22 protein-coding genes and 1 other RNA gene are annotated in these 24,249 nt (G+C 63.4%); 19 read left to right on the top strand and 4 right to left on the bottom strand.

The genetic code is table 11. The annotated features are described in order from the left end of the window. Nucleotides 1–32: 32 nt before the first annotated feature. Nucleotides 33–290 carry a 30S ribosomal protein S20 gene (rpsT, locus tag K1X11_RS18420; RefSeq protein ID WP_221030627.1) on the bottom strand — a complete coding sequence of 86 codons (258 nt, stop codon included), beginning with the start codon at nucleotides 288–290 and terminating at the stop codon, nucleotides 33–35. 102 nt (nucleotides 291–392) lie between these two features. Between rpsT and K1X11_RS18415 the strand changes: the two genes are divergently transcribed. The 8 genes from K1X11_RS18415 to K1X11_RS18380 all read left to right on the top strand — a co-directional run bounded on the left by K1X11_RS18415 (nucleotide 393) and on the right by K1X11_RS18380 (nucleotide 8,029). Further along, entirely contained in the window at nucleotides 393–2,039 is a 1,647-nt protein-coding gene (locus K1X11_RS18415) for a CHASE4 domain-containing protein (protein WP_221030626.1), read from the top strand. 5 nt (nucleotides 2,040–2,044) lie between these two features. After that, entirely contained in the window at nucleotides 2,045–2,707 is a 663-nt protein-coding gene (locus K1X11_RS18410) for a response regulator (protein ID WP_221030625.1), read from the top strand. A gap of 301 nt (nucleotides 2,708–3,008) precedes the next feature. Continuing rightward, entirely contained in the window at nucleotides 3,009–3,416 is a 408-nt protein-coding gene (locus tag K1X11_RS18405) for a hypothetical protein (protein WP_221030624.1), read from the top strand. Continuing rightward, nucleotides 3,385–3,972 (top strand): PilW family protein, encoded by a 588-nt coding sequence (locus K1X11_RS18400; RefSeq protein ID WP_221030623.1) that lies wholly within the window; start codon nucleotides 3,385–3,387, stop codon nucleotides 3,970–3,972. The genes K1X11_RS18405 and K1X11_RS18400 overlap by 32 nt, the downstream gene beginning before the upstream one ends. Next, nucleotides 3,969–5,381 carry a DUF7305 domain-containing protein gene (locus K1X11_RS18395; protein WP_324726022.1) on the top strand — a complete coding sequence of 471 codons (1,413 nt, stop codon included), beginning with the start codon at nucleotides 3,969–3,971 and terminating at the stop codon, nucleotides 5,379–5,381. Before K1X11_RS18400 ends, K1X11_RS18395 begins: the two co-directional genes overlap by 4 nt. 195 nt (nucleotides 5,382–5,576) lie before the next feature. After that, nucleotides 5,577–6,059 carry a type IV pilus modification PilV family protein gene (locus tag K1X11_RS18390; protein WP_225919387.1) on the top strand — a complete coding sequence of 161 codons (483 nt, stop codon included), beginning with the start codon at nucleotides 5,577–5,579 and terminating at the stop codon, nucleotides 6,057–6,059. Next, nucleotides 6,046–6,600, top strand: a complete 555-nt coding sequence (locus K1X11_RS18385; RefSeq protein WP_221030620.1) for a PilW family protein — start codon at nucleotides 6,046–6,048, stop codon at nucleotides 6,598–6,600. Before K1X11_RS18390 ends, K1X11_RS18385 begins: the two co-directional genes overlap by 14 nt. Nucleotide 6,601: 1 nt before the next feature. Next, complete coding sequence (locus tag K1X11_RS18380; RefSeq protein ID WP_221030619.1) at nucleotides 6,602–8,029, top strand: DUF7305 domain-containing protein; 1,428 nt, start codon at nucleotides 6,602–6,604, stop codon at nucleotides 8,027–8,029. A gap of 48 nt (nucleotides 8,030–8,077) precedes the next feature. On the opposite strand, the gene rnpB is transcribed toward K1X11_RS18380, so the two are convergent. Further along, nucleotides 8,078–8,496: RNase P RNA component class A (gene rnpB / locus K1X11_RS18375), an RNA gene on the bottom strand. A 253-nt stretch (nucleotides 8,497–8,749) separates the two neighbouring features. Here rnpB and K1X11_RS18370 point away from each other — a divergent pair. Genes K1X11_RS18370 through K1X11_RS18360 form a run of 3 tightly spaced genes read left to right on the top strand, consistent with a single transcriptional unit; the run spans nucleotide 8,750 to nucleotide 11,181 of the window. Further along, nucleotides 8,750–9,250 carry a type IV pilus modification PilV family protein gene (locus tag K1X11_RS18370; RefSeq protein ID WP_221030618.1) on the top strand — a complete coding sequence of 167 codons (501 nt, stop codon included), beginning with the start codon at nucleotides 8,750–8,752 and terminating at the stop codon, nucleotides 9,248–9,250. Further along, a complete protein-coding gene (locus tag K1X11_RS18365; RefSeq protein ID WP_221030617.1) occupies nucleotides 9,234–9,770 on the top strand; it encodes a hypothetical protein in 537 nt (178 codons plus the stop codon). The genes K1X11_RS18370 and K1X11_RS18365 overlap by 17 nt, the downstream gene beginning before the upstream one ends. A 4-nt stretch (nucleotides 9,771–9,774) precedes the next feature. Continuing rightward, a complete protein-coding gene (locus tag K1X11_RS18360; protein ID WP_221030616.1) occupies nucleotides 9,775–11,181 on the top strand; it encodes a DUF7305 domain-containing protein in 1,407 nt (468 codons plus the stop codon). A gap of 28 nt (nucleotides 11,182–11,209) precedes the next feature. On the opposite strand, the gene K1X11_RS18355 is transcribed toward K1X11_RS18360, so the two are convergent. After that, entirely contained in the window at nucleotides 11,210–11,917 is a 708-nt protein-coding gene (locus K1X11_RS18355) for a zinc ribbon domain-containing protein (RefSeq protein WP_221030615.1), read from the bottom strand. A 115-nt stretch (nucleotides 11,918–12,032) separates the two neighbouring features. Further along, nucleotides 12,033–12,446 carry an RrF2 family transcriptional regulator gene (locus K1X11_RS18350; protein ID WP_221030614.1) on the bottom strand — a complete coding sequence of 138 codons (414 nt, stop codon included), beginning with the start codon at nucleotides 12,444–12,446 and terminating at the stop codon, nucleotides 12,033–12,035. Between the two features lie 157 nt (nucleotides 12,447–12,603). Here K1X11_RS18350 and gyrB point away from each other — a divergent pair, with 157 nt between their 5' ends. The 8 genes from gyrB (at nucleotide 12,604) to K1X11_RS18310 (ending at nucleotide 24,243) form a co-directional block, all read left to right on the top strand. Then, on the top strand, nucleotides 12,604–15,189 hold the full coding sequence (gene gyrB, locus K1X11_RS18345; RefSeq protein ID WP_221030613.1) for a DNA topoisomerase (ATP-hydrolyzing) subunit B: 2,586 nt from the start codon (nucleotides 12,604–12,606) through the stop codon (nucleotides 15,187–15,189). Nucleotides 15,190–15,194: 5 nt separating this feature from the next. Continuing rightward, on the top strand, nucleotides 15,195–15,398 hold the full coding sequence (locus K1X11_RS18340) for a type II toxin-antitoxin system HicB family antitoxin (protein ID WP_221030612.1): 204 nt from the start codon (nucleotides 15,195–15,197) through the stop codon (nucleotides 15,396–15,398). Nucleotides 15,399–15,473: 75 nt separating this feature from the next. Continuing rightward, a complete protein-coding gene (locus K1X11_RS18335) occupies nucleotides 15,474–15,680 on the top strand; it encodes a type II toxin-antitoxin system HicA family toxin (RefSeq protein ID WP_221030611.1) in 207 nt (68 codons plus the stop codon). Nucleotides 15,681–15,733: 53 nt separating this feature from the next. Further along, nucleotides 15,734–18,331 carry a DNA gyrase subunit A gene (gyrA, locus tag K1X11_RS18330; RefSeq protein ID WP_221030610.1) on the top strand — a complete coding sequence of 866 codons (2,598 nt, stop codon included), beginning with the start codon at nucleotides 15,734–15,736 and terminating at the stop codon, nucleotides 18,329–18,331. A gap of 135 nt (nucleotides 18,332–18,466) precedes the next feature. Beyond that, nucleotides 18,467–21,118: an MGH1-like glycoside hydrolase domain-containing protein gene (locus tag K1X11_RS18325; protein ID WP_221030609.1), complete on the top strand. Its 2,652-nt coding sequence runs from the start codon at nucleotides 18,467–18,469 to the stop codon at nucleotides 21,116–21,118. 532 nt (nucleotides 21,119–21,650) lie between these two features. After that, nucleotides 21,651–22,115 (top strand): PTS sugar transporter subunit IIA, encoded by a 465-nt coding sequence (locus tag K1X11_RS18320; RefSeq protein ID WP_221030608.1) that lies wholly within the window; start codon nucleotides 21,651–21,653, stop codon nucleotides 22,113–22,115. Nucleotides 22,116–22,177: 62 nt separating this feature from the next. Next, on the top strand, nucleotides 22,178–23,146 hold the full coding sequence (gene corA / locus K1X11_RS18315) for a magnesium/cobalt transporter CorA (RefSeq protein WP_221030607.1): 969 nt from the start codon (nucleotides 22,178–22,180) through the stop codon (nucleotides 23,144–23,146). Between the two features lie 125 nt (nucleotides 23,147–23,271). After that, the gene (locus tag K1X11_RS18310) at nucleotides 23,272–24,243 is read left to right on the top strand and encodes a magnesium transporter CorA family protein (protein WP_221030606.1); all 972 of its coding nucleotides are present in this window, start codon (nucleotides 23,272–23,274) and stop codon (nucleotides 24,241–24,243) included. Nucleotides 24,244–24,249 lie beyond the last annotated feature (6 nt).

The following is a 24,249-nucleotide window of genomic DNA, read 5'->3' as shown; positions in this document are numbered from 1 at the left end:
GCCGGCGGCGGGCGCCGGAACCGGGCTGCTGCTTAGCTGGCGAGCGCCTTCGACACGTGCGACTTGGCACGGGCCGCGGCGTTGCGATGGACGACGCCCGACTTGGTCGCACGATCCATGGCCGACGCGTATTGCGCACCGGCCGAGGCCACGACGTCTTTGTCGCCCGCGGCAACGGCGGTCATGAACTTCTTGCGAAGCGTCTTCAAGCGGGTCTTCACCGTCTTGTTGCGGGCGGTGTTGCGCTCGGTCTGGCGAGCAGCTTTGAGGGCTGATTTGGTGTTGGCCATGGCGATAGTTAAAATTGTAAGAGGGCAAAACACTCAAAGCCGTGTGATCGAGTCAAGGGCGAATTCGCCAACCATTTTCCCCGCCCCTTGCCCCTCCCGACCATGACCCTCCGCCTTCGCCTCTTATCCCTGCTCGCCGTGCTCATGGTTGGTTTTGCCCTGGCATTGGGACTTTTGCATTGGGCCGAACAGGGTGAACAAGCCGCTTTGCGCGCCAATCTGCAAGCGGAGCAGACCGAGGATGTGACCCGTTTCCTCGAGTTGGCCTCTGCTCCGCTACGCCAGTTTGTCGACGACTACAGTTGGTGGGACGACATGGTGGAGTTCGTGGGAAATCCCGACCCGGAGTGGGCTCAGATCAATCTGGCGCAAATGGTCGATTTCTTCGACGTCGACGTCATGTGGGTGCTCGCACTGGACGGCAGCCCGATCCACCGCGAGAGCCGCGAGGCGTTTTCAACTTTGGCGTTTCCAGTCGCTCCTGCCGACACCACCCGCCTACTGGCCCGTGACCGCCATGCCTCCTTTTTCGCCGAGACGCCATCCGGTATCGTCGAATTGCGCGCGGCCCCCATCCAACCCTCCGAAACCACCGATCGCAGCGATCCCGCCCACGGCTGGTTTGTGGCCGGTCGCATTTGGCACCCGGCCCGCGTCGATCAACTCGCTGAGCTTCTGCACGCAGATGTTGCCCTCGTCCCCACCCTGCAGGACCTGCCTCTCTCTACCACAGAGCAACCCATCCGCATCGTGCGCCCGATGGAAGACTATCGCGGGCGTAAATTGGCCGACCTCGTGATCGACCGTAACTCCACGGCACTCGCGATCCGGGATGCCGCCGACCAAAGCGAACTCGGAATCTTCATCGGATTTGGTGGGTTAACCTTCGTGCTGCTCAGCCTGGCCTTGCGCCGCTGGGTGCTCAAGCCGCTGAGCCGCCTCGAAGCCGGATTGGGTGCAGACGACCCCAGCCCCCTCGGCCCCTTGATCCATCAACCGGGAGAATTCGGTCGCCTCGCGCGTCTGGTCGACGGTTCCTTTGCACAAAAACGGCGCCTCGCCGAGGAGGTCTCTCGACGCCACGAAGTCGCCGAAGCCCTCCAACTCAGCGAAACCACCCTGCGCCAGACCATCGAAGAGCGGGTGCGCTTGGGCCGCGACTTGCACGATAGCGTGATTCAGACGCTCTACGCGTCCGGCATGGCCATCGCCACCGCCCGGCGCCAACTCCCTGATGATCCTGCTGGAGTCGAACGTCGCCTCGAGGTCGTGCAGGAACGCCTCAACGAAACCATCCGCGAACTGCGGCTCTTTATCACCGGCTTGGAGCCCGAAGCCACCCAGGTGCGCACCTTCCACGAATCCGTGCAGCATCTGGTCGACTTCACCTGCGGCACGGCCGATCTCGCGACCGAAACCGATATCGATGAGACGTGTGCTGAAAAACTCACTCCCTTTCAACGCGCCCAACTCCTGCACGTCATTCGCGAAGCGCTGAGCAACATCGTCCGCCACGCCCATGCCTCGCTCGTCGAGATCCAACTCCACCCGGGACTCGATAAAGTCATCGTCTGCATCGCCGATGATGGCCGGGGCCTGCCCGCCACCGAACCCGCTGGTCACGGTCGTGGCATGACCAACATTCGCGATCGGGTGCTTGCCCTCGGCGGTGAGCTAAAGGTCGAAACCGTCCTCCCAAAAGGGGCTCGCATCGTCGTGGAGATTCCCCTTAAACCTGCCAAAACATAACAATAATGACTGCCCAAGACACCATCCGCGTTCTCATTGTCGATGATAGCACCCTGGTTCGCGAAGGTATCCGCTCCGTGCTGCATGACCACGGCGCCGAAAGCGGCATCCAAGTCTGTGGCGAAGCCGCTACGGTGGCCGAAGCGATCTCCTCAGCCATTGAACACCGTCCCGACGTGGTCCTGCTGGACATTCGCCTGCCCGACGGCTCCGGCTTCACCGCTTGCCGGGAGATCCTCAAAAACCTTCCCGACACCCGCATCCTCGTCCTCACCTCGTTCACCAGCGACGGCTTCGTCTACGAAGCGATCACCAGCGGTGCCCAGGGTTACCTCATGAAGGAGATCGACCCCTTGGGATTGGTGAAGGCGATCAGCGACATCATGGAAGGCAAGTCGATCCTCTCCCCCGACATCACGGCCGGCGTCATGCGCATGATGCGCGGCGGCAAGGGCGAAGCCGGCGACCTCAGTATTCTTTCCCCCCAGGAACGGCGCGTGCTCGCGTTGGTCGCCGAAGGTAAGACCAACAAGCAGATCGGCGACGAGATGGGACTCTCGGACAACACGGTGAAAAACTACCTGTGCAGCGTCTTCGACAAACTGCAGGTGCGCCGCCGCTCCCAAGCCGCGGCCCTCTACGTCCAATCGCAGTCGCAACACTCCTGATTCCGGTCCGGCTCGCTCGCTAACGAGCGGCCTCCCTCCCCGGCCCCCAAAACGCGGGCGAGATTCCCGATCAGGTGATAAGCGTGGCTTGAAGCCAAGGGCTTGGTGCGGACAATCCAGCCCATTTGGAGGTATCCATTCTCCGAACAGACCTAAGCCACTAGGGACATAATTTAGCCCGAGTCTCTCTAACGCAACTCCCTCACTATCCGATAGTATAGGGGAGATGCACTCGTCCCCGCTCCCACCGAAACGCCCCGCGCGCCCCCCTCGCCGCCGCCGGGGCTTCACTATTCTGGAGGTGACCATCGCGACCTTCGTGATGGCCTTTGGTATCTCGACCTCGACCTACACCGTGATGAGCGGCTTCAAGACCCTCGATGTTGCGCGCAACATCACCCTCTCGTCCCAAATCCTCCAAAGCGAAATGGAGCGACTGCGCCTCATGGACTGGGGAGACATCGCCGCCCTGTCCGGCACCAACGAGGTCGACCTCAACGCCGTCTTCACGACCGACGCCCATCTGGCCGCCCAATTCACCCTCACCCGCACCGTCAGTGACGTCGCCGGCAAAGTCGGCGAGATGAAGGAAATCCTGCTCGTCGTATCCTGGACGACCGTAGACGGCCGCCCCCTGACCCGCCAATTTAAGACCTTTTACGCCAAGGACGGTCTCTATGACTACTACTACACCCTCGCGCGTTCCTAAGCCCCGCCACCCGCGGCACCATCGCAGCGGCCTGACCTTGGTGGAAGTGATGGTCGGGGCCAGCCTCGCCAGCTTTGTGCTGGCCGGCGTCGTTTCGACCTTCCTCTTCCTCGGCCGCAGCGGGGCCAATATCAGCAACTACTCCGAGATGGAGACCGAGGCTCGCGGTGGGCTGGAGCTCTTCGCCCAGGACACCCGCCAAGCCTCCGACCTGTATTGGAACAGTGCCTCCAGCGTGCGACTTTCCGTCGGCGGGTCGTCCATCACGTATGCCTACAACTCCGGCGACCAAACCTTCACCCGCACCACCGGCAGCGGCTCCACCGTGCTCGTGAGTGGCGTCAGCGAATTTTCCTTCACCGGCTACATGATCACGGGAACCTCCGTCGCCCTCAACGACCTCTCCACCGCCGCCAAGCGCGACGCGGCCAGCGACGTGACCAAACAGCTGCAGGTCTATCTCAAGGCCTCCCGCTCCTCCGTGACGGTCACCACCGCCACCAACACCGTGCTCTCCGCCCGCTACATCCTGCGCAACAAACGCGTCACCACATGACCCCCTTTCGCGTCCCATCTCGTCGCCGCGGCTCCCTCCTGGTCGTCGCCATGCTGCTACTCGCGGCCATCGGCGTATCTCTGGCCAGCTATCTGAACATCGGCCAGACAAACCTGCGCATCTCCAACCGCGCCTTCTACGCCAACGCCGCCATCAACCTCGCCGAAACCGGACTCGAGCAGGCCATGTGGTCCATCAACAAAGCCGTGGACGGTGCCCCCAACGCCTGGAACGGCTGGAGCGCCGACGCCAACAACGCCTGGCGCAACTTCACCGGCTTCGACTTCGACGCCAACTCCACCGGCAACGTGCGGGTCTACGTGCGCAACCACACCCTCGGCATCGCGCCCGTCATCGTCGCCCGCGCCACCATCACCCCCGCGCAGGGCGACCCGATCGAAAAGTGGATTCGCGTGAGCCTCACCAAACGCTCCCTCTTCGCCAACGGCCTCGTCGCCAAAGACACCCTCACCTTCAGCGGCGGCAACGCCAGCGTCGATTCCTACGACTCCCGTCTCGGCGTCTACAATGCCTCCCTCGGCGCCGGCGCCAACAACCGCTTTCCCCGCGGCTCCGCCGGCAGTGGCTCCGTGGCCGTCAACAGCTTCACCCTCAGCAACTCCGACATCTTTGGCTACGTCTCCATCGGCACCGCCGATTACTCCGGCCTCGACGTCGGCCCCAACGGCGTCGTTTCCGGCAACTTCGCCGCCGCCGCCGGCACCATCGACTACAGCCGTGTCACCACCGATTTCACCACCAACTTTGAAGACGCCGCCGCTCCCACCACCGCCGGCTACAGCATCGGTTCCATCAACAGCGCCTTCACCCTGCCCCGCGCCCTCGATCTTCCGGCCGCCGACGGCAAGTTCTACTACGACGTCACGTCTATCTCCCTCAGCGGCCCGTCTTCCCGCATCCTTTCCATCGCTCCCGGTCGCGACGTCGTCATCCGCATCACCAGCGCTTCCGGCACCGGTGTGAGCGTGGGCGGCAACGCCTCCATCCAGGTCCTCGGCAGCGCCACCCTGGAACTGTATGCCGCCAGCAACATTTCCATCGCCGGTCGCGGCATCGCCAACGCCAACGACCCCGCCGCCTTCCAGTTTTGGAGCACCCGCGCCGCCGGCGCGCCCGGCTCCCAGTCCGTCGACATCTCCGGCAACGGCCAACTCAGCGCCGTCGTCTACGCCCCCAACGCCGACGTCAGCATGAACGGCGGCGGCGTCAGCGGCAGCGTCTATGGCGCGGTGGTATCCAACACCATCACCATCAACGGTGGCAGCGAGTTTCACTACGACGAAGCCCTGTCCGATATGACCAGCGGCAACCCCTTTGGCATCGCCAATTGGACGGAGCTCACGACGTCCTCCGCCCGTAGCTTATACAGCGGTATCTTGAGTTTCTAGGCTACGCGAAGTCCATCCCACACGCCGCTTACACAAAGTGCCGCGCCCCCGACGGGTCGCGGCTTTTTTATTCCGTCCCTCGTTCGCTGCCCCCCCGTTCAGGCTATACCAGAACGGACTTAAGCAAACTACGTAAGCCCCCTTACGTATTATAACCATTTGCGATAGAGCATCTGGGTTATATTCCCTAATTACATGCTTTTTCGCCCCCGAAGTCAGGCCCCTGGCGACCCCAAAGCCACACGTCGGGGCGGCTTTACTCTGCTTGAGGTGTTGATGGCCGCCTCCGTGCTCAGCATGGCCCTGTCATCCGCCATCATCGTTATACAAAACGGGTTCCGTAATCTCGACACCGCGCGTCTGGGCACCACCGCGTCCCAGATGATTCAAAGTGAAATGGAACGCATCCGCCTCCTCAACTGGGAGAGCGTCGAAGCCCTGCCCGCCTCGGAGGAAATCGACCCTGCCTCATTTTTCACCACCAGCACCATCGAAACCGACCGCATCACCGTCATCCGCTCCGTCAGCGACGTGCCCAGCTTCGGCGGCGAGATGAAAGAGATCATCGTGACCGCCACGTGGACGACGATCAACGGCCACCCCGCCACCCGACTGTTCCGCATGCGCTACGCCCGCAACGGCCTCTTCGACTACTACTACAACCATGCTCAAACCTAAGCGCCCCCTCTCTTCCTCCGCCTCCGTCGCCGGTTTTACCTTGGTTGAACTCATGGTCAGTTCGGCCGCATCCGTCTTCGTGTTGGCCGGTATCATCAGCACCTTCCTCTTCCTCAGCCGTTCCGGCGTGGGTCTCGGTCAGTATAACGAAATGGAGACTCAAGCCCGTGCCACCTATCAGGTATTTGGCGAAGACTGCCGCACCGCCACCGACGCCAGTTGGTCCGACGCCACCACCCTCGTCCTCACCGTCGATGGCGACGCGATCGTCTATGAGTTTGATGCCAGTGGCGGCTCCTTCATCCGCACCGCCAACGGCAATTCCCAAGTCATCGCCGACGAAATCTCCGCCTTCTCCTTCAAGGCCTTCGATATCAATACCAACGCCCTCGACGTTGCCTCCGCCCCCAGCACCGCCGGCGGCCCGGCCAAGATGATCCAAGTGGATCTCGACCTCTCCCGTCAGGAAGTGACGACCGTGCGCTCCACCCAGCGCCTGATCTCCGCCCGCTTCGTGCTGCGCAACAAGAAGGTTAGCTAGCATGTCGCCCGCGCCAGCGCCGTCCTCCCCATCGGCTGGCCCGTGCTCTCCCGAGCGCGGTGGGGTCCTCATCACCGCCCTCATCTTCGTCGCGCTCATCGGCGTCTCGCTCGTGAGCTACATGACGCTCACCCGCACCACCGCCGACCTCTCCCACCGCTCCGTCTATCGCACCGCCGCCCACGACTTGGCGGAAACCGGACTTGAGCACGGCCTCTGGGCCATCAACCAGACCAACGACGGCAACGCCGCCGCCTGGGCCGGCTGGACCGTCGACGGCAATCTGGCTCGCCGCAAATTCGATCGCTTCGATTTTGCCAACGGTGTAACCGGCACCGCCTACGTCCTGGTCGAAAACTACACCAGCGCCACCCCCACCGTGATTGCCCGCGGCCTCGTCACCTCCGGTGCCGGCCTGAGCTCCGAAAAATGGCTCCGCATCACCACCACCGCCCGCAGCGTCTTTGCCTACGGCCTGCTCGCCCGCCAGAGCATCGTCATGTCCGGCGGCGCTTGGATGGACAGCTGGATCTCCAATCCCGATAACAACGACTCCACGCCCGCCCAAGCTTGGTCCGCCGGCGTTGCCCTGGAAAACACCCGCCTCGCCAGTGTCTCCAGTGCCACCCCGTCGATCAGCATCGGGAGCGCCGATATCTACGGCACCGTCTCCGTCGGGGCCTCGACCTCCGCCGGTCTCGCCATGGACTGGGGCGGCCAGGTCGGCCCGTCTTCCATGCCCATCGCGGGGTCCTACAACCTCGCCCCGGGGGCTCTCAGCACCAATTTCACCGCCAGTTTCGAAGATGTCGAGGTGCCGGGCGGAGCCACCGTCCGCTCCCCCTACACACTCCCGCGCGGCCTCACCGTTGCTCCCTGGTATCTCAATCGCGAAACCATCGGCTCCCCCTCCGCGACCACCATTTTGCAAATGGATCAGATGACGATCAACAACGACGGCGAACTCACCATCGCCGGCGATGTCATCCTCATTTTCCCCCCCGATCATATCACCACCCTCACCGTCACCGGCGCCGCCAGTATCAAACTCGCTCACGGCGCCAGTCTCACGATCTACACCCCGGGCAACATCAACATCTCGGGTGCCGGCGTGATCAACAACGGCTACCCCAAAGATTTTCAGATCTGGAGTCCCCGCACCACGACGGGCCAATCCATCACCCTCGAAGGTAGCGGTGCCCTCTACGGCGTGATCTACGCCCCCTACGCCGACCTTTCGCTCCCCGGCGACACCGACTTCGGCGGCTCCGCCATCGTCAACAGCGCCAACCTCTCCGGCTCCGGAGCCTACCACTTCGACGAATCGCTGCTCAACTACAGCGAAGGCGGCTCCATGCGCATCTCCAACTATCAGGAAATAAGCTCCGCCGCCGATCGAGCCCCCTACCTCCCCTACATGTCCAACTGAGCCGTGGCTGCGCCTCACGCGCGCCACCTCCTCATCGGCAAAAACTTGGTTCCGGGGCCGATAAGCCGGATTCTGTGCGGCACCGCCGAAGCGATCCCGTGATCGTCATTTATCTCGAGCCCCTCCGTTGCCAGAGGAACCCGCCCGCCGCAGCTCCGGCGCCAAAGCGCCGAGGCGTAGGTGGGTGCGACATACCCGCGGCTTACAACCGGGCCGGTCAGCCGCCTATTTTGCCTTGCACCGGAAGGGGTTTATCATGCCGCCGGCATTGCTGCGCGACGCGGTGGGCTCTTACCCCACCTTTTCACCCTTACCCGACGGCAAGCCGCCGGGCGGTATATTCTCTGTGACACTGGCCGTCGACGTGCCTTGACGCACGCCTCCCATGCTTGCGGTGAAGCTCGCACGGCATCCTGCCCTGTGGTGTCCGGACTTTCCTCTCCGGGGAATGACTCTTATCGGACGCGGCATTACCCGCGCCTTGGGATACAAAGAACCCCGGAGCGACGATCTGGCCCCGGAACCAAGCCGCGCAAACTCACGCCTTCGCCCCCGTTTGGCAAGCCCGCCGCACGCCCGCCCTCTTCGGCCCTCCGCCACCGACTGTAGTGCCAAATACCCTACAAACTAACCACGGAATTTTTCCTAGGCAAAAATACGCCCCCCTAATCCGGTTCACGAACGTTGAGATCCATCCAGACCTGACAATTATAGGTCCGAATGGCTCTAACTAACTCGGCGGCAAGCACCCTCGGTGGGCGACCCAAGACGCGCCCGCAGGGAAACACCGCCTTCACGCTCGTGGAGGTCATGGTGGCCGCCAGCGTGCTGACTCTCGCCCTAGCCTCCGCCATCATCGTGCTCCAAGCCGGCTTTCGTAACCTCGATACCGCCCGCACCGCCACCGCCGCCGGGCAGGCCATGCAAAGCGAGATGGAGCGCATCCGTTTGCTCAACTGGAGCCAACTCAACGCTCTGCCGGCCTCCGCCGAGATCAACATCCCCGCCACCTACACCAGTAATTCCATTGAGGCCGACCGCCTCACCATCACCCGCACCGTGCAGGATGTGCCCGGCTTCGGCAGCCCCACGCAGATGAAAGCCATCGTCCTGATCGCCACGTGGACCTCCATCGACGGACAACCCCACCGCCGCGCCTTCCAACTGCACTACAGCCGCAACGGCCTCTTCGATTACTACTACAATGCCGCCCAGAGCTGAGCTTCGACGTGCCTTCTCCCTGGCTGAGGTCCTGGTGGGACTCACCCTCTCCAGCCTCCTGTTGCTGGGAGCCGTAACAACCTACTTCCATCTCACCCGCAGCGGCTTTCGCCTCTCCAACTACGCCGACATTGAGACCGCCGCCCGCTCCACCCTCCTGCAGTTTGGCGAGGACTGTCGCGCCGCCACCGGAGCCAACTGGTCCGACGCCAACACGCTCAACCTCGCCACCGACAGCGGAACCGTGACCTACGCCTTCGACTCCGGCACCGACTCCCTCACCCGCACCGCCGCCGGGTCCGCCGACGTCGTCGCCCGCGACCTCAACACCTTTTCGTTCCGCGCCTTCGATATCAACGCCTCCGAGATCAACCTGTCCGCCAATCCCGCCGCCGCCGGCGGACCGGTGAAAATGATTCAACTCGAACTCGGTTTCCACGCCAACACCGTCGACAACAGCAACACCTCCCAACGTGTCGCTTCCGCGCGCTTCGTGCTGCGCAACAAGAAGGTCGTCTAGCGCGATGCGAAACGCGCCCACCACCGCCCCCAACCGCGGGGGCGCCCTTATCACCGCGCTCGTGTTTGTCGCCGTTATCGGGATATCCCTCGCCAGCTACCTCACCGTCAGCCAAACCGCCGTCCACACCGCGCACCGCGCCCTCTATCTCACCGCCACGGTCGACCTCGCCGAAACCGGCCTCGAGCACGGCATGTGGTCCATCAACGCGCAGGAAGACGGCAACCCCAACGCTTGGACTGGCTGGACCATCAACGGCTCCAACGCCACCCGCACCCTCAGCGGTTTCGACTACGGAGCCGGCGTCACCGGCACCGTCAAAGTGTTGGTGGAAAACTACGCTGCGAGCGCTCCCGCCGTGTGCGCCCGTGCCCGCATCACCCTCGCCAACGGCGCCACCCTCGAGAAATGGCTCCGCGTCACCACCGCCTCCCGCGGCCTCTTCGCCTTCGGCCTGCTCGCCCGCGATACCATCGTCATGTCCGGCGGCGCTTGGGTCGATAGCTGGCAATCCGACCCCGACAACGATCCGGCCACGCCCCCCGTCGGCTGGAGTCCCGGCGTCGCCCGTGACAACGGCAGCCTCGCCAGCGCCTCCACCGCCCTGCCCTCCATCTCCATCGGCAGCGCCGACCTCTATGGCACCACCGCCGTCGGCAGCTCTCTCATGGCAGGCCTGGCCATGAGCTGGGGTGGTCAGGTCGGCCCCCGCGGCATGCCGATCGCCGGCCCCTACAACCTCGCCCCGGGCGCGCTCACCACCAACTTCACTGCCAACTTCGAAACCGTCACCGTGCCTTCCGGCGCCACCCCGCGCTCCCCCTACGTCCTGCCCCGCAGCGTTGCCGGCCCACCCTACTACCTCGCCGCCGAAACCATCGGCAGCCCCGGCGCCACCACCTACCTCCAACTCGATTCCATGTCGGTCGCCGGCGCTGCCACCCTCACCATCGAGGGCGACGTCACCCTCTACCTGCCCCCCTCCGGCATCACCACCCTCAACGTCGCCGGCAGCGGCCGCATCCGACTCGCCCCCGACGCGTCGCTCACCATCTACACCCCGGGCAACATCACCGTATCCGGTGCCGGCATCACCAACCCCTCCGCGCCCGCCAATCTGCAAATCTGGAGCAACCGCAACGGCAGCCTAGGACAAACCATCCGCCTCGCCGGCAGCGGCGCCCTCAACGCCGCCATATACGCCCCCGACGCCGACTTGATTCTGCCCGGCCACACCGACTTTGCCGGCGCCGCCGTCGTCAACTCCGCCACCCTTTCCGGCAGCGGCTCCTATCATTTCGACGAGTCGCTCAAAAACTTCGGCTCCGGTGGTTCCGTCGCCATCGACAACTACAGCGAACTCAACACCGCCGCCAGCCGCAGCCCCTACATCGCCCGGCTGAGCCTCTGATCCACGACCCCGCCCGCGTCGGCCTACCTCAGGCCGACTGGAACCACACGATGCGCCCGCACTGATCGCACTTGGCGAGCTCCTCGCCCTTGCGCGCCACGGAGTCGATCTCGCCGGAAACCTTCAGGTGGCAGCCCGAGCAATTGCCCCCCTCGATCGCCACACACACCGGAAACTGCCGCTCCGCGATGCGATCAAACTCCCGTTGGTAACGCTCCGAAATCGGTTCCCGCGCCGCCGCCACCGCCGCCTCCACTTCGGCCAGCTCGGCCTTCAAGTTGGTCTCCCGCTCGCGCAGCACGGCGATCTTCTCTTCGTGCCCGGAAATGTTCTCCTTCAACGACGTTTCGGCCGCGTTGAAACGCTCCTTGGCCGCATCGATCGCATACATGATCTCGAGCTCCTGCCCCTCGAGTTCGCCGATCTTCCCTTCCATCGATTCGATTTCCTGGCCCAGCGCCTGATACTCGTCGTTCTTCTTCACCAACGACTGCTGGGTCTTGTATTTGGCCAGCTTGTCCTCCGCCGTGCCGATCTCGGTCTCCAATAACTTCTTCTTGGTCTCGAGTTCGCGCCACTCCGTCTTTGCCGTTTCGATCGCCGCCTTTTCCGCATCGATCTTCGCCTGCACCCGCCCCACGTCGCCCGGGATGGCTTCGATTTGGTGAACGAGCCCCCTACGGGCCTGTTCGCGATCTTGAAGGACGAGGATGGGTTCGATGGCCGGGTGTCGCATGAAAGGGATAACTCGGGGAAACCCTACCGATCAGCCGAGCGACGGGAAGCGCGCATTCGCATCAGGTTGAGGATTTAGGATTTCCAAACTGGGGATTTGGCGCCGCAACGCCGCACTAGATGTAATACATTTCATCGGCGCTACGATTCACCATTTGCTCCAAGGTGCACGTCCGACACTTCGCTTCCAAGGTCTCCCGCACCTCCTGCCACACCGCATCCACCTGCGCCCCGCTGAAGCCCTCTCCCGAGGCATTCAGATCGAGCACCTCCCCCTCGATCAACCGCACGATATCATAGAGGGTCACCGACTCCGGCGCCCGCGCCAGGGCATAACCGCCCTGCTTGCCCCGCTTGCTGATGATCAGGCCGCCGTTGCGCAGCTCACTCAGGATCTGCACCAGGTAATTGGCCGGCACCGCCTCGATCCTCGCCAGATCCTCGATGTGCGACAATTCGTCCGTCCCAAACGACCGCGCCATCTGCGCCAGGACCCGGCAGGCATAATCAACTTTGACCGAGAGCTTCACTAAGCGCCGGACCCTAAAAGGATATCTTGAGTCGGCAACCTAAAATACTTGAAAACATGCCACTCACCTGCACTTCCCGTCACAAATTTTCAGTTGTGAGGGACATCGATTTCCGATGCTCTTTGGCCTTTAGAATCCATCCCAATTTATATTCTGCATGTCCGACCCTACTGACCCGGTTCCGCCTCCCGAAAACCCCGCCATCTCCGGCACCTACGACGCCTCCAAATTGGGCAAGCTCGAGGGCCTCGAGGCCGTCCGCAAAAAGCCCGGCATGTATATCGGTGGCACCGACGAGCGAGCGCTCCACCACTGCGTCTCCGAAGTGCTCGACAACTCCGTCGACGAACACCTCGCCGGCCACTGCAAACGCATCGATGTGGCCATCCATGTCGACGGCTCCATTTCCATCCGCGACGACGGCCGCGGCATCCCGGTCGACATCCACCCGCAATACGGCATCCCCGGCGTCGAGATGGTGCTCACCACCCTGCACTCCGGCGGTAAATACGGCCAGGGCGGTTACAAATTCTCCGGCGGCACCCACGGCGTCGGCGCCAAGTGCGTGAACGCCGTCTCCGAGTGGTTCGAGGTCGAGGTCTCCCGCAACGGGCAGGTCCACCACATGAAGTTCGAGCGCGGCAAGACGGTCAAACCCCTCAACGTCATCGGCAAAGCCCGCGGGACCGGCACCTACATCACCTTCAAGCCCGACCCCGAGATCTTCAAGGAGACCACCACCTTCGTCGGCGACCGCATCGCCCAACGCCTGCGCGAACTCGCCTTCCTGAACAGCGGCCTCGAAATCTCCTTCGTCGACGAGCGCCCGGCCACCCCCAAGCCCGTCACCTTCCTCTACAAGGACGGCGTCAAGGAGTTCGTCCGCCAGCTCAACGAGGGCAAGCAGGTCCTCCACCCGGACCCCGTCCGCATTTTCAAGCAGGTTGAGCTCCTCATCGACGAGAAGCCCAACGAGATCCACCTCGAAGTCGTTCTCCAATACAACGACTCCTTCAACGACCAGGTGCTCTGCTACACCAACACCGTCCATAATCCCGACGGCGGCACCCACCTCTCCGGTTTCCGCAGCGCCCTGACCCGCGCCATCAACCAATTCTCCCGCGCCAACAAGCTGCTCAAGGACAAGGACCCGCAGATCACCGGCGACGACGTCCGCGAAGGCCTCGCCGCCGTCATCTCGATCAAGCACTCCGACCCGAAGTTCGAGTCGCAAACCAAGGTCAAGCTGCTCTCCCCCGAGGTCGAGTCCACCGTCGGCTCCGCCTCCTACGAGGGGCTCATGCAGTATTTCGAGACCAACCCCAATGTCGCCAAACGCCTCGTCGACAAGGCCCTCAACGCCGCCCGCGCGCGCGAAGCCGCCCGCAAGGCCCGCGAGACCATCCGCAAGGGTGCCCTCTCCTCCGGCGGCCTGCCCGGCAAACTGGCCGACTGCTCCGAACGCGACCCTTCCGTCGCCGAGCTCTACATCGTGGAGGGTGACTCCGCCGGTGGCTCCGCCAAACAGGGCCGCGATCGCCGCTACCAAGCCATCCTCCCCCTGCGCGGTAAACTCATCAACTCCGAGAAGGCCCGCCTCGACAAGGTGCTCTCCAACGAGGAAATCCGCACCCTCATCACCGCCATCGGCACCGGCATCGGCCACGCCGATGACGCCGGCGGCTTCAACCCCGACAAAGCCCGCTACCACCGCATCATCGTCATGACCGACGCGGACGTCGACGGCTCCCACATTCGCACCCTGCTCCTCACCTTCCTCTACCGTCAGATGAAGGGCCTCATCGAGCGCGGTTACGTCTACATCGCCCAGCCGCCGCTCTACAAAATCAAGCGCAAGCGCCGCGAGCAATACGTCGACAACGACGAGCAACTGAACCGCATCCTCCTCGAGCTCGGTTCCGAAGACGTCACCCTCACCCGCCTCAAGGACAACCACCTCTTCGCCGCCGAACAGATCGACCGCATCGTCGAAAACCTCGCCGCCCTCGAAAAACTCGGCACCGGCGTCACCCGCTACGGCGCGTCGCTCAGCGAGTATCTCGATCAGCACGACAAAGAAACCCTCGCCCTGCCGCGCTACATCGCCCGCATCCGCGAGGGCAACAAGGAGAGCCACGAGTTCCTCCGCGACGAGATGGCCCGCGCCGAGTTTAACCACAACATGGGCCTCGACGCCGACCTCGATGCCGAGGAAACCGCCGGTGAAGGTGAAGACGGCAGCGACGCCCCCGCGACGGCCTCCCCCTCGGTCACCGCCACCGGCCTCTCCTCCAAGGATGGCGCCCTCACCCGCCGCATCACCCTGCACGAGATCTTCGAGTCCACCGAGATGACCAAGCTCCTGCAGGCCATCCGCGCCTCCGGGCTCGAGATCAACCGCTTCCATCCCACCGAGGAAGCGCGCTACGTCGTCACCGAAAACGCCGGCCAAAAGAACGAGTCCGTCACCGAGCTGCACGCCCCCCTCGATGTGCTCAGCCACATCCGCACCCTCGGTCGCAAGGGCCTCTCCATCCAACGTTACAAGGGTCTCGGTGAAATGAATCCGAAGCAGCTCTTCGAAACCACGATGGACCCCGACAAACGCCGCCTGCTCAAGGTCAACATCGCCGACGCCGCCAAAGCCGACGCCCTGTTCACCCTGCTCATGGGCGACGAAGTCCCCCCGCGCCGCCAATTCATCGAAGACAACGCCCTCAACGTCTCCTACCTCGACGTCTAAGCGCCATGAAGCTCAAAGCCATCATCCACAAGGCCGACGAAGGCGGGTATTGGGCGGAAGTTCCCGCCCTGCCCGGCTGCGTCACCCAAGGCGAAACCCTCGACGAACTGAACGCCAATCTCCGCGAAGCCATCGAAGGCTGGCTGGCCGTCGAAGAGGAACAAGCCGCCTACGGCTCCGAAGACCAAGTGGTCGAAGTGGCTCTTTGAGGAGCCGACGGGATTAACAAATATTAACAAGGTATTTCCCTTGGATGACCAAGATCTGTCTTAAACTGAACCAGCATGAAGCAAATCTCCGGCAAAGACTTCGTGCGCACCGCTGAACACCATGGTTGGCAACTCAAACGCATCCAAGGCAGCCACCACATCCTCGGCAAACCCGGCCACCGCGAGCGCCTCGTCGTCCCCGTCCACGGCAACCAGCCTCTCAAAACCGGACTCCTCCACCATCTTTTAAAAACCGCCCAGCTCACCGAAGCCGATCTCTGACCTTCCCCGTCTGATTTCACTCTTCACCACTCTCCATTCCCCATTCGTAACCCGTGTTCACCGCCAACGAAAAACTCACCACGGCCAACATCACCGACATCATGCAGACGGCCTACATCGACTACTCGATGTCGGTCATTGTCTCCCGCGCGCTCCCCGATGCCCGCGACGGCCTCAAGCCCGTCCAGCGCCGCATCCTCTACGCCATGCTGCGCGAAGGCCTGCTCCACAACCGCGCCTTCGACAAGTGCGCCGGTGTCGTCGGTGAAGTCCTCAAAAACTATCACCCGCACGGCGACTCCTCCGTCTACGACACCCTCGTGCGTATGGCGCAAAACTGGGTCATGCGCTACCCGCTCATCGACCCGCAGGGTAACTTCGGTTCCGTCGATGGCGACCCGCCCGCCGCCTACCGTTACACCGAGTCGCGCCTCACCGCCCTCGCCGAAACCCTCCTCGCCAACATCGAGGAAGAGACCGTCGACTTCGCCCCCAATTACAAGGAGTCGACCACCGAGCCCACCGTCCTGCCCTCCGCCCTGCCGCACCTGCTCATGAACGGCTCGACGGGTATCGCGGTCGGTATGGCGACCAACATCCCGCCCCACAATCTCGACGAACTCATCGCCGCCACCTGCGCGATCATCGACCGCCCCGACATCACCCTCGAGGAGGTCTGCCAGTTCATCAAGGGCCCCGACTTCCCCACCGGCGGCGTCATCGTCGGCACCGCCGGCATCGATTCCTACCTGCGCACCGGCAAGGGCATCGTCCGCATGCGCGGCAAGGCCCACACCGAGGAGATGAAAACCGGTGGTGAGCAGATCATCATCACCGAGATCCCCTACAACGTAAACCGCGCCAACCTCGTCTCCAAGATCGCCGAACTCGTCTCCGACAAGACCATCGAAGGCATCCGCGACCTCCGCGACGAATCCGACGAAAACACCCGCATCGTCATCGAGCTCAAGCGCGGCGAACAAGCCGAGCCCATCCTCAACCAACTCTACAAGAAGACCGCCCTCGAGTCTTCCTTCGGCGTCACACTCCTCGCTCTCGACGACAAGCGCCCGAAGCAGATGAACATCCGCGAGCTGCTCGATTGCTACATCGAGCACCGCCGCGACGTCATCACCCGCCGCACCCAATACCGCCTGCGCAAGGCCGAGGATCGCGCCCACATCCTCGAGGGCTACAAGATCGCCCTCGATAACCTCGACGACTTCGTCCGCATCATCCGCGCCTCCTCCAACCGCCAGGAGGCCAAGGAGAAATTGATGGCGAAATACCCGCTCACCGAGCGCCAGACCGACGCCATTCTCGAGCTCCGTCTCTACCAACTCACCGGCCTCGAGCGCGACAAGATCGAAGAGGAATACGCCCAACTGCTCCGCCTCATCGAAGAGCTCCGCGGCATCCTCGAATCCGAGCGCCGCCTGCTCGACGTCATCAAGGAAGAGCTCGTGGAAGCCGGCGGCAAATACAGCTCCGCCCGCAAGTCCGACATCGTCCCCGACATGGGCGACTTCCGCATGGAGGACGTCATCCCCAACGAGGGCATGGTCATCACCATCTCGCACTCCGGCTTCATCAAGCGCACCCGCGTCGCCGAATACCGCTCCCAGAAGCGCGGCGGCAAGGGTATCATCGGAGCGGATACCTACACCGATGACTTCGTGGAACACCTCTTCACGGCGCAGACCCACGACTACATCCTCTTTATCACCAGCCACGGCCAGTGCCTCGCCCGCAAGGTCTACCAGATCCCGGAGGGCACCCGCACCTCCAAGGGCAAGTCGGTGAAGTCCTTCCTCTCCCTCGACGACGGCGAAAAGATCGCCGCCATGCTCACCACCTCCGACTTCGACGAGGAGCACTTCCTCGTCATGGCCACCAAGGAGGGGCAGATCAAAAAGACCGCCCTCGCCGCCTACACCAACTCGACCCGCGACTCCGGTATCATCGGCATCAACCTGGCCGAAAACGACACCGTCATCGGCTGCGTGCTCACCAACGGTGCCAACGAGATCATCCTCGTTTCCAACCTCGGTCTCGCCGTCCGCTTCCGCGAACAAACCGAGACCGGCGAGGTGCTCTTCCGCGCCACCGGCCGCGCCACCAGCGGCGTCACCGGCATGCGCTTCAAAAAGAAGGGCGACTACCTCCAGGCCATCGAAGTGGTCGATCTCGAGAAGAAGTTCCTCGTCGCCAGCCAAAGCGGCCTCGGCGTGCGGACCCGCTTCGAAGATTACCGCCTCATCAACCGCGGCGGCTCGGGCGTCACCGCTCAGGACCTGCCCCGGGACGGCTCCGTTTCGTTGGTTGGCGCCCTCGGCGTCAAGGACACCGACGAGATCATGCTCCTCACCTCCAAGGGCCAAAGCATCCGCTGCCCGGTCGACACCATTCGCGAAACCAACCGCGGCGCCAAGGGCGTGAAGCTCCTCACCCTCGGTGAAGGCGACTCCCTGCTCTCCATCGCCAAGGTCGTGGAATCCGAAGAGGAACTCGACGCCGCTGCCGCCGCCATCGGCGAGACCGCTGCAGACGCCGCCGATGCCGCCGCCGAGACCACCCCGTCGACCGGCGACACGCCGTCCACCGACGACGCGGAACCGGACGCCGCAGCTGACGCGGACGACGAGTCCTGAACCTAATCCAACTCTACATCAAATCGCCGCGGTCACCCCACCGCGGCGATTTTGTATCTGCTTGCCGGGCAATCTGTCTGCCCACCTCGAACTGGAATTTGCTTCCGGTGTCATTGCTCCATATTCTCAACGCCTGTGTCCGACGAAGCCGAACGCCACCGCCTCCACCAAAACGAACGCCGGGAGATCTACTGGAAACGCTGGGGTCCCTACCTCGCCGACCGCCAGTGGGGCACCGTGCGCGAAGACTACTCGGCCGACGGCGACGCCTGGCGCAATTTCCCCCATGACCACGCCGCCGCCCGCGCCTACCGCTGGGGCGAAGACGGCTTGCTCGGCCTCTGCGACAATGAGGGCCGCCTGTGCTTCGCCCTCGCCCTCTGGAACGGCCAGGACCCGATCCTCAAGGAACGGCTCTTCGGCCTCACCGGCCCCGAGGGCAACCACGGCGAAGACGTCAAAGAACTCTACTTCCACCTCGAGAACACGCCCACCCACAGCTGGATGCAGGCGCTCTACAAATATCCGCAGTCGGTCTTCCCCTACGACCAACTCGTCACCGAAAACCGCCGTCGCAATCGCGAGCAGCCCGAGTTCGAACTCACCGACACCGACGCCTTCGCCGACAACCGCTACTTCGATATCTTCATCCGCTACGCCAAAGCCGACGCCGATGACCTTCTGATCGAGATCGAAGCCATCAACCGCGGTCCCGACCCCGCCCCGCTTCACCTCCTGCCCACGTGGTGGTTTCGCAACACCTGGTCCTGGGGCTGCGCCCACGAGGGTTGCCTCGCCGCGCCCTCCATCCGCGCCACCGAAAACCCCGGCTTCGTCGCCGCCCAACACGAGCAGCTCGAGGACTGGCTCTTCGCCGTCGAAGACGACGCGCTGCCTTGGTATTTCACCAACAACGAGACCAACAACCAGCGTCTCTTCAACAGCCCCAACACCACGCCCTACACCAAGGACGCCTTTCACCGCCGCGTGATCCACGGCGAGACGGACGCGGTCAATCCCGACCAACACGGCACCAAATGCGCCGCCCACGCCAGCGTCACGCTCGAGCCCGGCGCCTCCCACGTGCTGCGCGCCCGCTTCCGCCCGGCCGCCGGCGCCCCGCCGCGCGCTGAGTGGTTCGGCGAGACCTTCACCGCTGTATTCGAAAAACGGCGACAAGAGGCGGCCGACTTCTACGCCGCCCTGCCCGATCGGCCCACCGACCCCGCCGCCGCCACCGTCGTCGAACGCGCTTACGCCGGCCTCCTCTGGTCGAAACAGTTTTACCACTACATCGTGGCCGACTGGCTCAAAGGCGATCCGCACCAACCGCCGCCCCCGCCCGGCCGCCACGCCATCCGCAACTCCGAATGGCGCCACCTCTACAACCGCCGCGTCATCTCCATGCCCGACAAGTGGGAATACCCGTGGTATGCGGCGTGGGATCTCGCCTTTCACATGATCCCCTTCGCGCGGATCGACCCCGAGTTCGCCAAGGTGCAACTCAACCTCTTCCTGCGCGAATGGTATATGCACCCCAATGGCCAACTCCCGGCCTACGAGTGGAACTTCTCCGACGTCAATCCACCCGTCCACGCCTGGGCCTGCTGGCGCGTCTACAAACTCACCGGCCCCCGCGGCCAGCGCGACACCCTCTTCCTCGCCCGCACCTTCCAAAAGCTGCTCCTCAACTTCACCTGGTGGGTCAACCGCAAGGATCCCAACGGCAACAACCTCTTCGGCGGCGGCTTCCTCGGCCTCGACAACATCGGCGTCTTCGATCGCTCCAAACCGCTCCCCATCGGCGGCTCCCTCGCCCAGGCCGACGGCACCGCCTGGATGGCGTTCTACTGCAGCACCATGCTCGCCATGGCGCTCGAACTCGCCGAAACCAAACCGGAATACGAAGACATCGCGTCCAAGTTCTTCGAACACTTCGTGTCCATCGCCGATGCCATGAACGAGCTCGGCGGCACCGGTCTCTGGCACGAGGAAGACGGTTTTTATTACGACCAATACCTGCCGCCCGACGGCCCTCCGGAACCCCTGCGCGTGCGCTCCATGGTCGGCATCATCCCGCTCTTCGCCGTCGAGTTCATCGACCACAACCGCCTCGACCAACTCCCCGGTTTCGCGCAACGCACCCGCTGGTTTTTGGAGAACCGCAAAGACCTCGCTGCGCAGATTTCCTACTTCACGCCCGACGGCGGCAAGGAGGGCCTGCACCTGCTCGCCATCCCGTCGCGCGAACGCCTCACCCGCGTCCTGCGCTACGTTTTCGATGAGAACGAATTTCTCTCCCCCTACGGTCTGCGCTCGTTGTCCAAGGCCCACTACGACGACCCCTTCATCATGCACACCGGGGACGAAACGCACTGCGTGTCCTACGAACCGGGCGAGTCCTCCTCCTTCATGTTTGGCGGCAACTCCAACTGGCGCGGCCCCGTGTGGTTCCCGCTCAACTACATCTTCATCGAGGCCCTCGAGCGTTATCACCACTTCTACGGTGACAACTTCACCATCGAATACCCCACCGGCAGCGGCAACGCCCTCACCCTCGCGCAGATCGCCGAAGATCTCGCCCAACGCCTCGGCAAACTCTTCCTGCCCGATCCCGAGACCGGCCGCCGTCCCTCCCTCGGCAACGACGACCGTTACGCCAATGATCCGCATTGGCGCGACCTCGTGCTCTTCCACGAATACTTCCACGGCGACACCGGCCAGGGCCTCGGCGCCAGCCACCAAACCGGCTGGACCGCCCTCGTCACCCGCCTCCTCGAAAGCTAGCCGCGCACGCCGAGTGTAGCAGCGGCCGTGTCGGCCGCTCCCATGTGCCTCTCAGCTCGACGCGTCTTCCTGTGGCCGTGGCATCCACCCTTCCACCTGTAGGGCTGCCGCTTGCGGCACGCCACCTTGCCTCTCGGCACGCAACCCCGCCCCACCGCAGCGCGAGCAAGCTCGCAGCCTACATTCCGTGTTCGCCCCCACCATGTAGGCTGCGAGTTTACTCGCGCTCCGCTGCCCCTCCGCCACCCACCTCCCCCTCCCGTGGCCGAGACATCCCTGCCTCGGCAAGCACCGCCTCCCCACCCGCAACATTTTCCCCGCGCTCTCCCACGCCACAGTTGACTCTCCGCCACGCCTGCAGCCTCCTTTACCTTCCTCTCTTTTCACCGCCGTGAATCACCTCCTCGAACCAGAAGATACCGATCCTCTGCCTCCGCAGCCGAACCTGCGGTAGCCGGCGTTCCTGTATCTGGTGACTCTGGCGAAGCGGGTTCGGTCTCAGCCCACCGTCCCTCCTCAAATCACCTTCGCCATGGCAGTTCGAATTTCCGATCTCCTCGATCCTGCTCGCATCGATTTGAACGTGCGCAGCGCGCGTCGCACGACCGCGCTCGCCCAGGTTGCCGGCCTGTTGGAATCGCATGAGGCGATGACCAACTACAAGGGCTTCTACAAAGACCTGCTCGCGCGCGAACGCCTCGACTCCACCTGTCTCGGTAACAGCGTCGCCCTGCCGCACGCCCGCACCGATCACCTCAAGGAAACCTTGCTCGCCGTCGGTCGCCACGACCGCGGCATCTATTTCGAGAAAGCCGACGAACACGTGAAACTCATGTTCCTGCTCGGCACCCCCAAGAAGGATCCCACCGCCTACCTTTCCCTCGTCAGCCGCCTCTGCAAACTGGTCAAGCAGCCCGCCCTGCGCACCGCCTTGCTCGAAGCCGAGACCCCCGCCGAATTCATCGCCGCCGTCACCGACGCCGAGGCGAAGCTGTAAACGCCCCCGCTGCTCAATTTCAGCGTTTCCGCGTTTCGGCATTTCCGCTTTCTTCCACCGCGATGATCTCCTCCTTCGTCTTCAGCGATGGCAAAGTCGTCGGCACCGACCTCGAGCTCGATGCCCTGCGACTCGTGCGCGCCGACAAGGGACTCTTCCTCTGGGTCGACCTCAGCGACCCCACGCCCGAGGAGATCCGCGACGTCCTCGAAACCCTCTTCGCCTTTCACCCGCTCGCCATCGAGGACTGCGTGACGCCGACCGATGTGCCCAAGCTCGAAGACTACGACGATTACCTCTTCATCGTCATGCACGCGGTCGACTTCACCCGCACGGAGAAGTTCAACACCACCGAGCTCGATCTCTTCCTCGGCAAAAACTTCGTCGTCACGTTCCGCCGTGCCGAACTCAAAGCCGTCGACGGCGTGCTCGATCGCTGCCGCAAGACCACCGCCCCCTTTGCCAAGGCCCCCGATCGCATCGCCCACTACGTCCTCGATGCCATCATCGACCTCTACCAACCCGTCACCGACGAGTTCCGCGAGGAGTTGGAGGACATCGAGGCCGAGCTGCTTTCACCCGAGCAAAAGGACCTCATTCCCACCCTGCTCGAAACCCGCGAGGAGTTGGCCCACTTGCGTCGCATCATCGCTCCGCAGCGCGACGTCATCAACCGCCTCGCCCTCGGTGAATCCGACCTCATCCGGCCGGTCATGCTGCCCTACTTCCGCGACTTGAAGGACAACCTCGTGCGCATCAACGAGCGTGCCATCACCTTCTCCGATCAGCTGCTCATCGCCTTCGACCTCTTCCTGTCCAAGTCCGGCTTCCAAGCCAACGAAGGCATCAAAGTCCTTACCGCCCTTACCGCCATCACCCTGCCCGCCATGGTCATCGGCACCTGGTTTGGCATGAACTTCAACCACATGCCCGAGCTGCACACCGCCGCCGGCTACCCGGTCGTCCTCCTCCTCACCCTCGCCGTCTCCGGCACCATGTGGTGGTGGTGCAAAAAACGCCGCTGGATCTAAGCGCGGCTCCGCCGCGCAAGTATCAACATTCAAGTTTCAAGTCTCAAGAAACAGCCCCCCCCGCGCCAAGTCGGCGCCGCTGACTCCACTTCTTACTTCATACATCCTACTTCTTACTTCCACCCGTGGTCACCTCCCTCATCTACCGTCACAACCGCCTCGCCGTGGAGAATCCGCCCACGAGCACGCTGGCGGCGTTACGCGAAGAGCCGGGGGTCATGATGTGGATCGACATGGTCAACCCGGCGGAGAAACACGTGAAGCGCATCATGCAGGACCTCCTGCAATTGCACCCGCTCGTCATCGAGGACTGCGCCTCCGACAACCCCTTCCCCAAACTCGAGATCTACGACGACTACCTGCACCTCGTCATGCACGCGGTCGACTACTCTCGCACCGACAAGTTCACCACCACCGAACTCGATCTCATCATCGGGAAGAACTTCCTGCTCACCTTCCACCATCAGCCCCTGCGTCCGGTGCAGGCCGCCATCGACAAGTTTGTGCGCACGCCCAAACGCCTCGTTCGCGGCCCCGATCGTTTTGCCCACACCATCCTGGACTACATGGTCGACGCCTACCAACCGGCCCTCGCCGAGCTGCGTCAGGAACTCGAGGACATCGAATGGGACGCCCTCCACGAAGGCACGCCCGAAGACCTCTTCCCGCGCGTGCTCGACCTGCGCAAGGAGCTCGCTCAACTGCGCCAGATCGTGCGCCCGCAGCGACAGACCGTCAGCGAACTTTCCCGCGGTAAAACCAAGTTCATCCGCAAAGTCATTCTGCCCTACCTGCGCGATCTCGGGGAAGAAATGCAGCGGCTCGAATCGCAGGCCTCCGGCTGGTCCGACCAGCTCATCTTGTCCTTCCGCGTCTTCCTCAACCGCTCCAGCCACGAAGCCTCCGAAGGCATCCGTGTGCTCACCTCGCTCACCGCACTCTCCATTCCGCCGCTGCTCATCGGCGGCTGGTTCGGCATGAACTTCGAGCACATGGACATCCTCGACAGCGGCTGGGCCTACCCGCTCACCTTGGCCGTAACCGTCGCCTGCACCGCCGGCATGGCCGCCTTCATCCGCCGCCGCGGCTGGCTGTAAAAGCAA

The sequence above is a fragment of the Actomonas aquatica genome, assembly GCF_019679435.2.
In the GTDB taxonomy this organism is placed as follows: domain Bacteria; phylum Verrucomicrobiota; class Verrucomicrobiia; order Opitutales; family Opitutaceae; genus Actomonas; species Actomonas aquatica.
The sequence above is the reverse complement of the archived record's forward strand: the minus strand, read 5'-3'. Positions and strand labels throughout refer to the sequence as shown.

Bases quoted from the DNA above. Each gene is read 5' to 3' on its own strand.
- rpsT (WP_221030627.1), bottom strand. From the start codon at position 290: ATGGCCAACACCAAATCAGCCCTCAAAGCTGCTCGCCAGACCGAGCGC.
- K1X11_RS18415 (WP_221030626.1), top strand. From the start codon at position 393: ATGACCCTCCGCCTTCGCCTCTTATCCCTGCTCGCCGTGCTCATGGTT.
- K1X11_RS18380 (WP_221030619.1), top strand. From the start codon at position 6,602: ATGTCGCCCGCGCCAGCGCCGTCCTCCCCATCGGCTGGCCCGTGCTCT.
- K1X11_RS18410 (WP_221030625.1), top strand. From the start codon at position 2,045: ATGACTGCCCAAGACACCATCCGCGTTCTCATTGTCGATGATAGCACC.
- K1X11_RS18335 (WP_221030611.1), top strand. From the start codon at position 15,474: ATGAAGCAAATCTCCGGCAAAGACTTCGTGCGCACCGCTGAACACCAT.
- K1X11_RS18385 (WP_221030620.1), top strand. From the start codon at position 6,046: ATGCTCAAACCTAAGCGCCCCCTCTCTTCCTCCGCCTCCGTCGCCGGT.
- K1X11_RS18370 (WP_221030618.1), top strand. From the start codon at position 8,750: ATGGCTCTAACTAACTCGGCGGCAAGCACCCTCGGTGGGCGACCCAAG.
- corA (WP_221030607.1), top strand. From the start codon at position 22,178: ATGATCTCCTCCTTCGTCTTCAGCGATGGCAAAGTCGTCGGCACCGAC.
- K1X11_RS18395 (WP_324726022.1), top strand. From the start codon at position 3,969: ATGACCCCCTTTCGCGTCCCATCTCGTCGCCGCGGCTCCCTCCTGGTC.
- K1X11_RS18365 (WP_221030617.1), top strand. From the start codon at position 9,234: ATGCCGCCCAGAGCTGAGCTTCGACGTGCCTTCTCCCTGGCTGAGGTC.
- K1X11_RS18355 (WP_221030615.1), bottom strand. From the start codon at position 11,917: ATGCGACACCCGGCCATCGAACCCATCCTCGTCCTTCAAGATCGCGAA.
- K1X11_RS18390 (WP_225919387.1), top strand. From the start codon at position 5,577: ATGCTTTTTCGCCCCCGAAGTCAGGCCCCTGGCGACCCCAAAGCCACA.
- K1X11_RS18360 (WP_221030616.1), top strand. From the start codon at position 9,775: ATGCGAAACGCGCCCACCACCGCCCCCAACCGCGGGGGCGCCCTTATC.
- K1X11_RS18400 (WP_221030623.1), top strand. From the start codon at position 3,385: ATGACTACTACTACACCCTCGCGCGTTCCTAAGCCCCGCCACCCGCGG.
- K1X11_RS18340 (WP_221030612.1), top strand. From the start codon at position 15,195: ATGAAGCTCAAAGCCATCATCCACAAGGCCGACGAAGGCGGGTATTGG.
- K1X11_RS18320 (WP_221030608.1), top strand. From the start codon at position 21,651: ATGGCAGTTCGAATTTCCGATCTCCTCGATCCTGCTCGCATCGATTTG.
- gyrB (WP_221030613.1), top strand. From the start codon at position 12,604: ATGTCCGACCCTACTGACCCGGTTCCGCCTCCCGAAAACCCCGCCATC.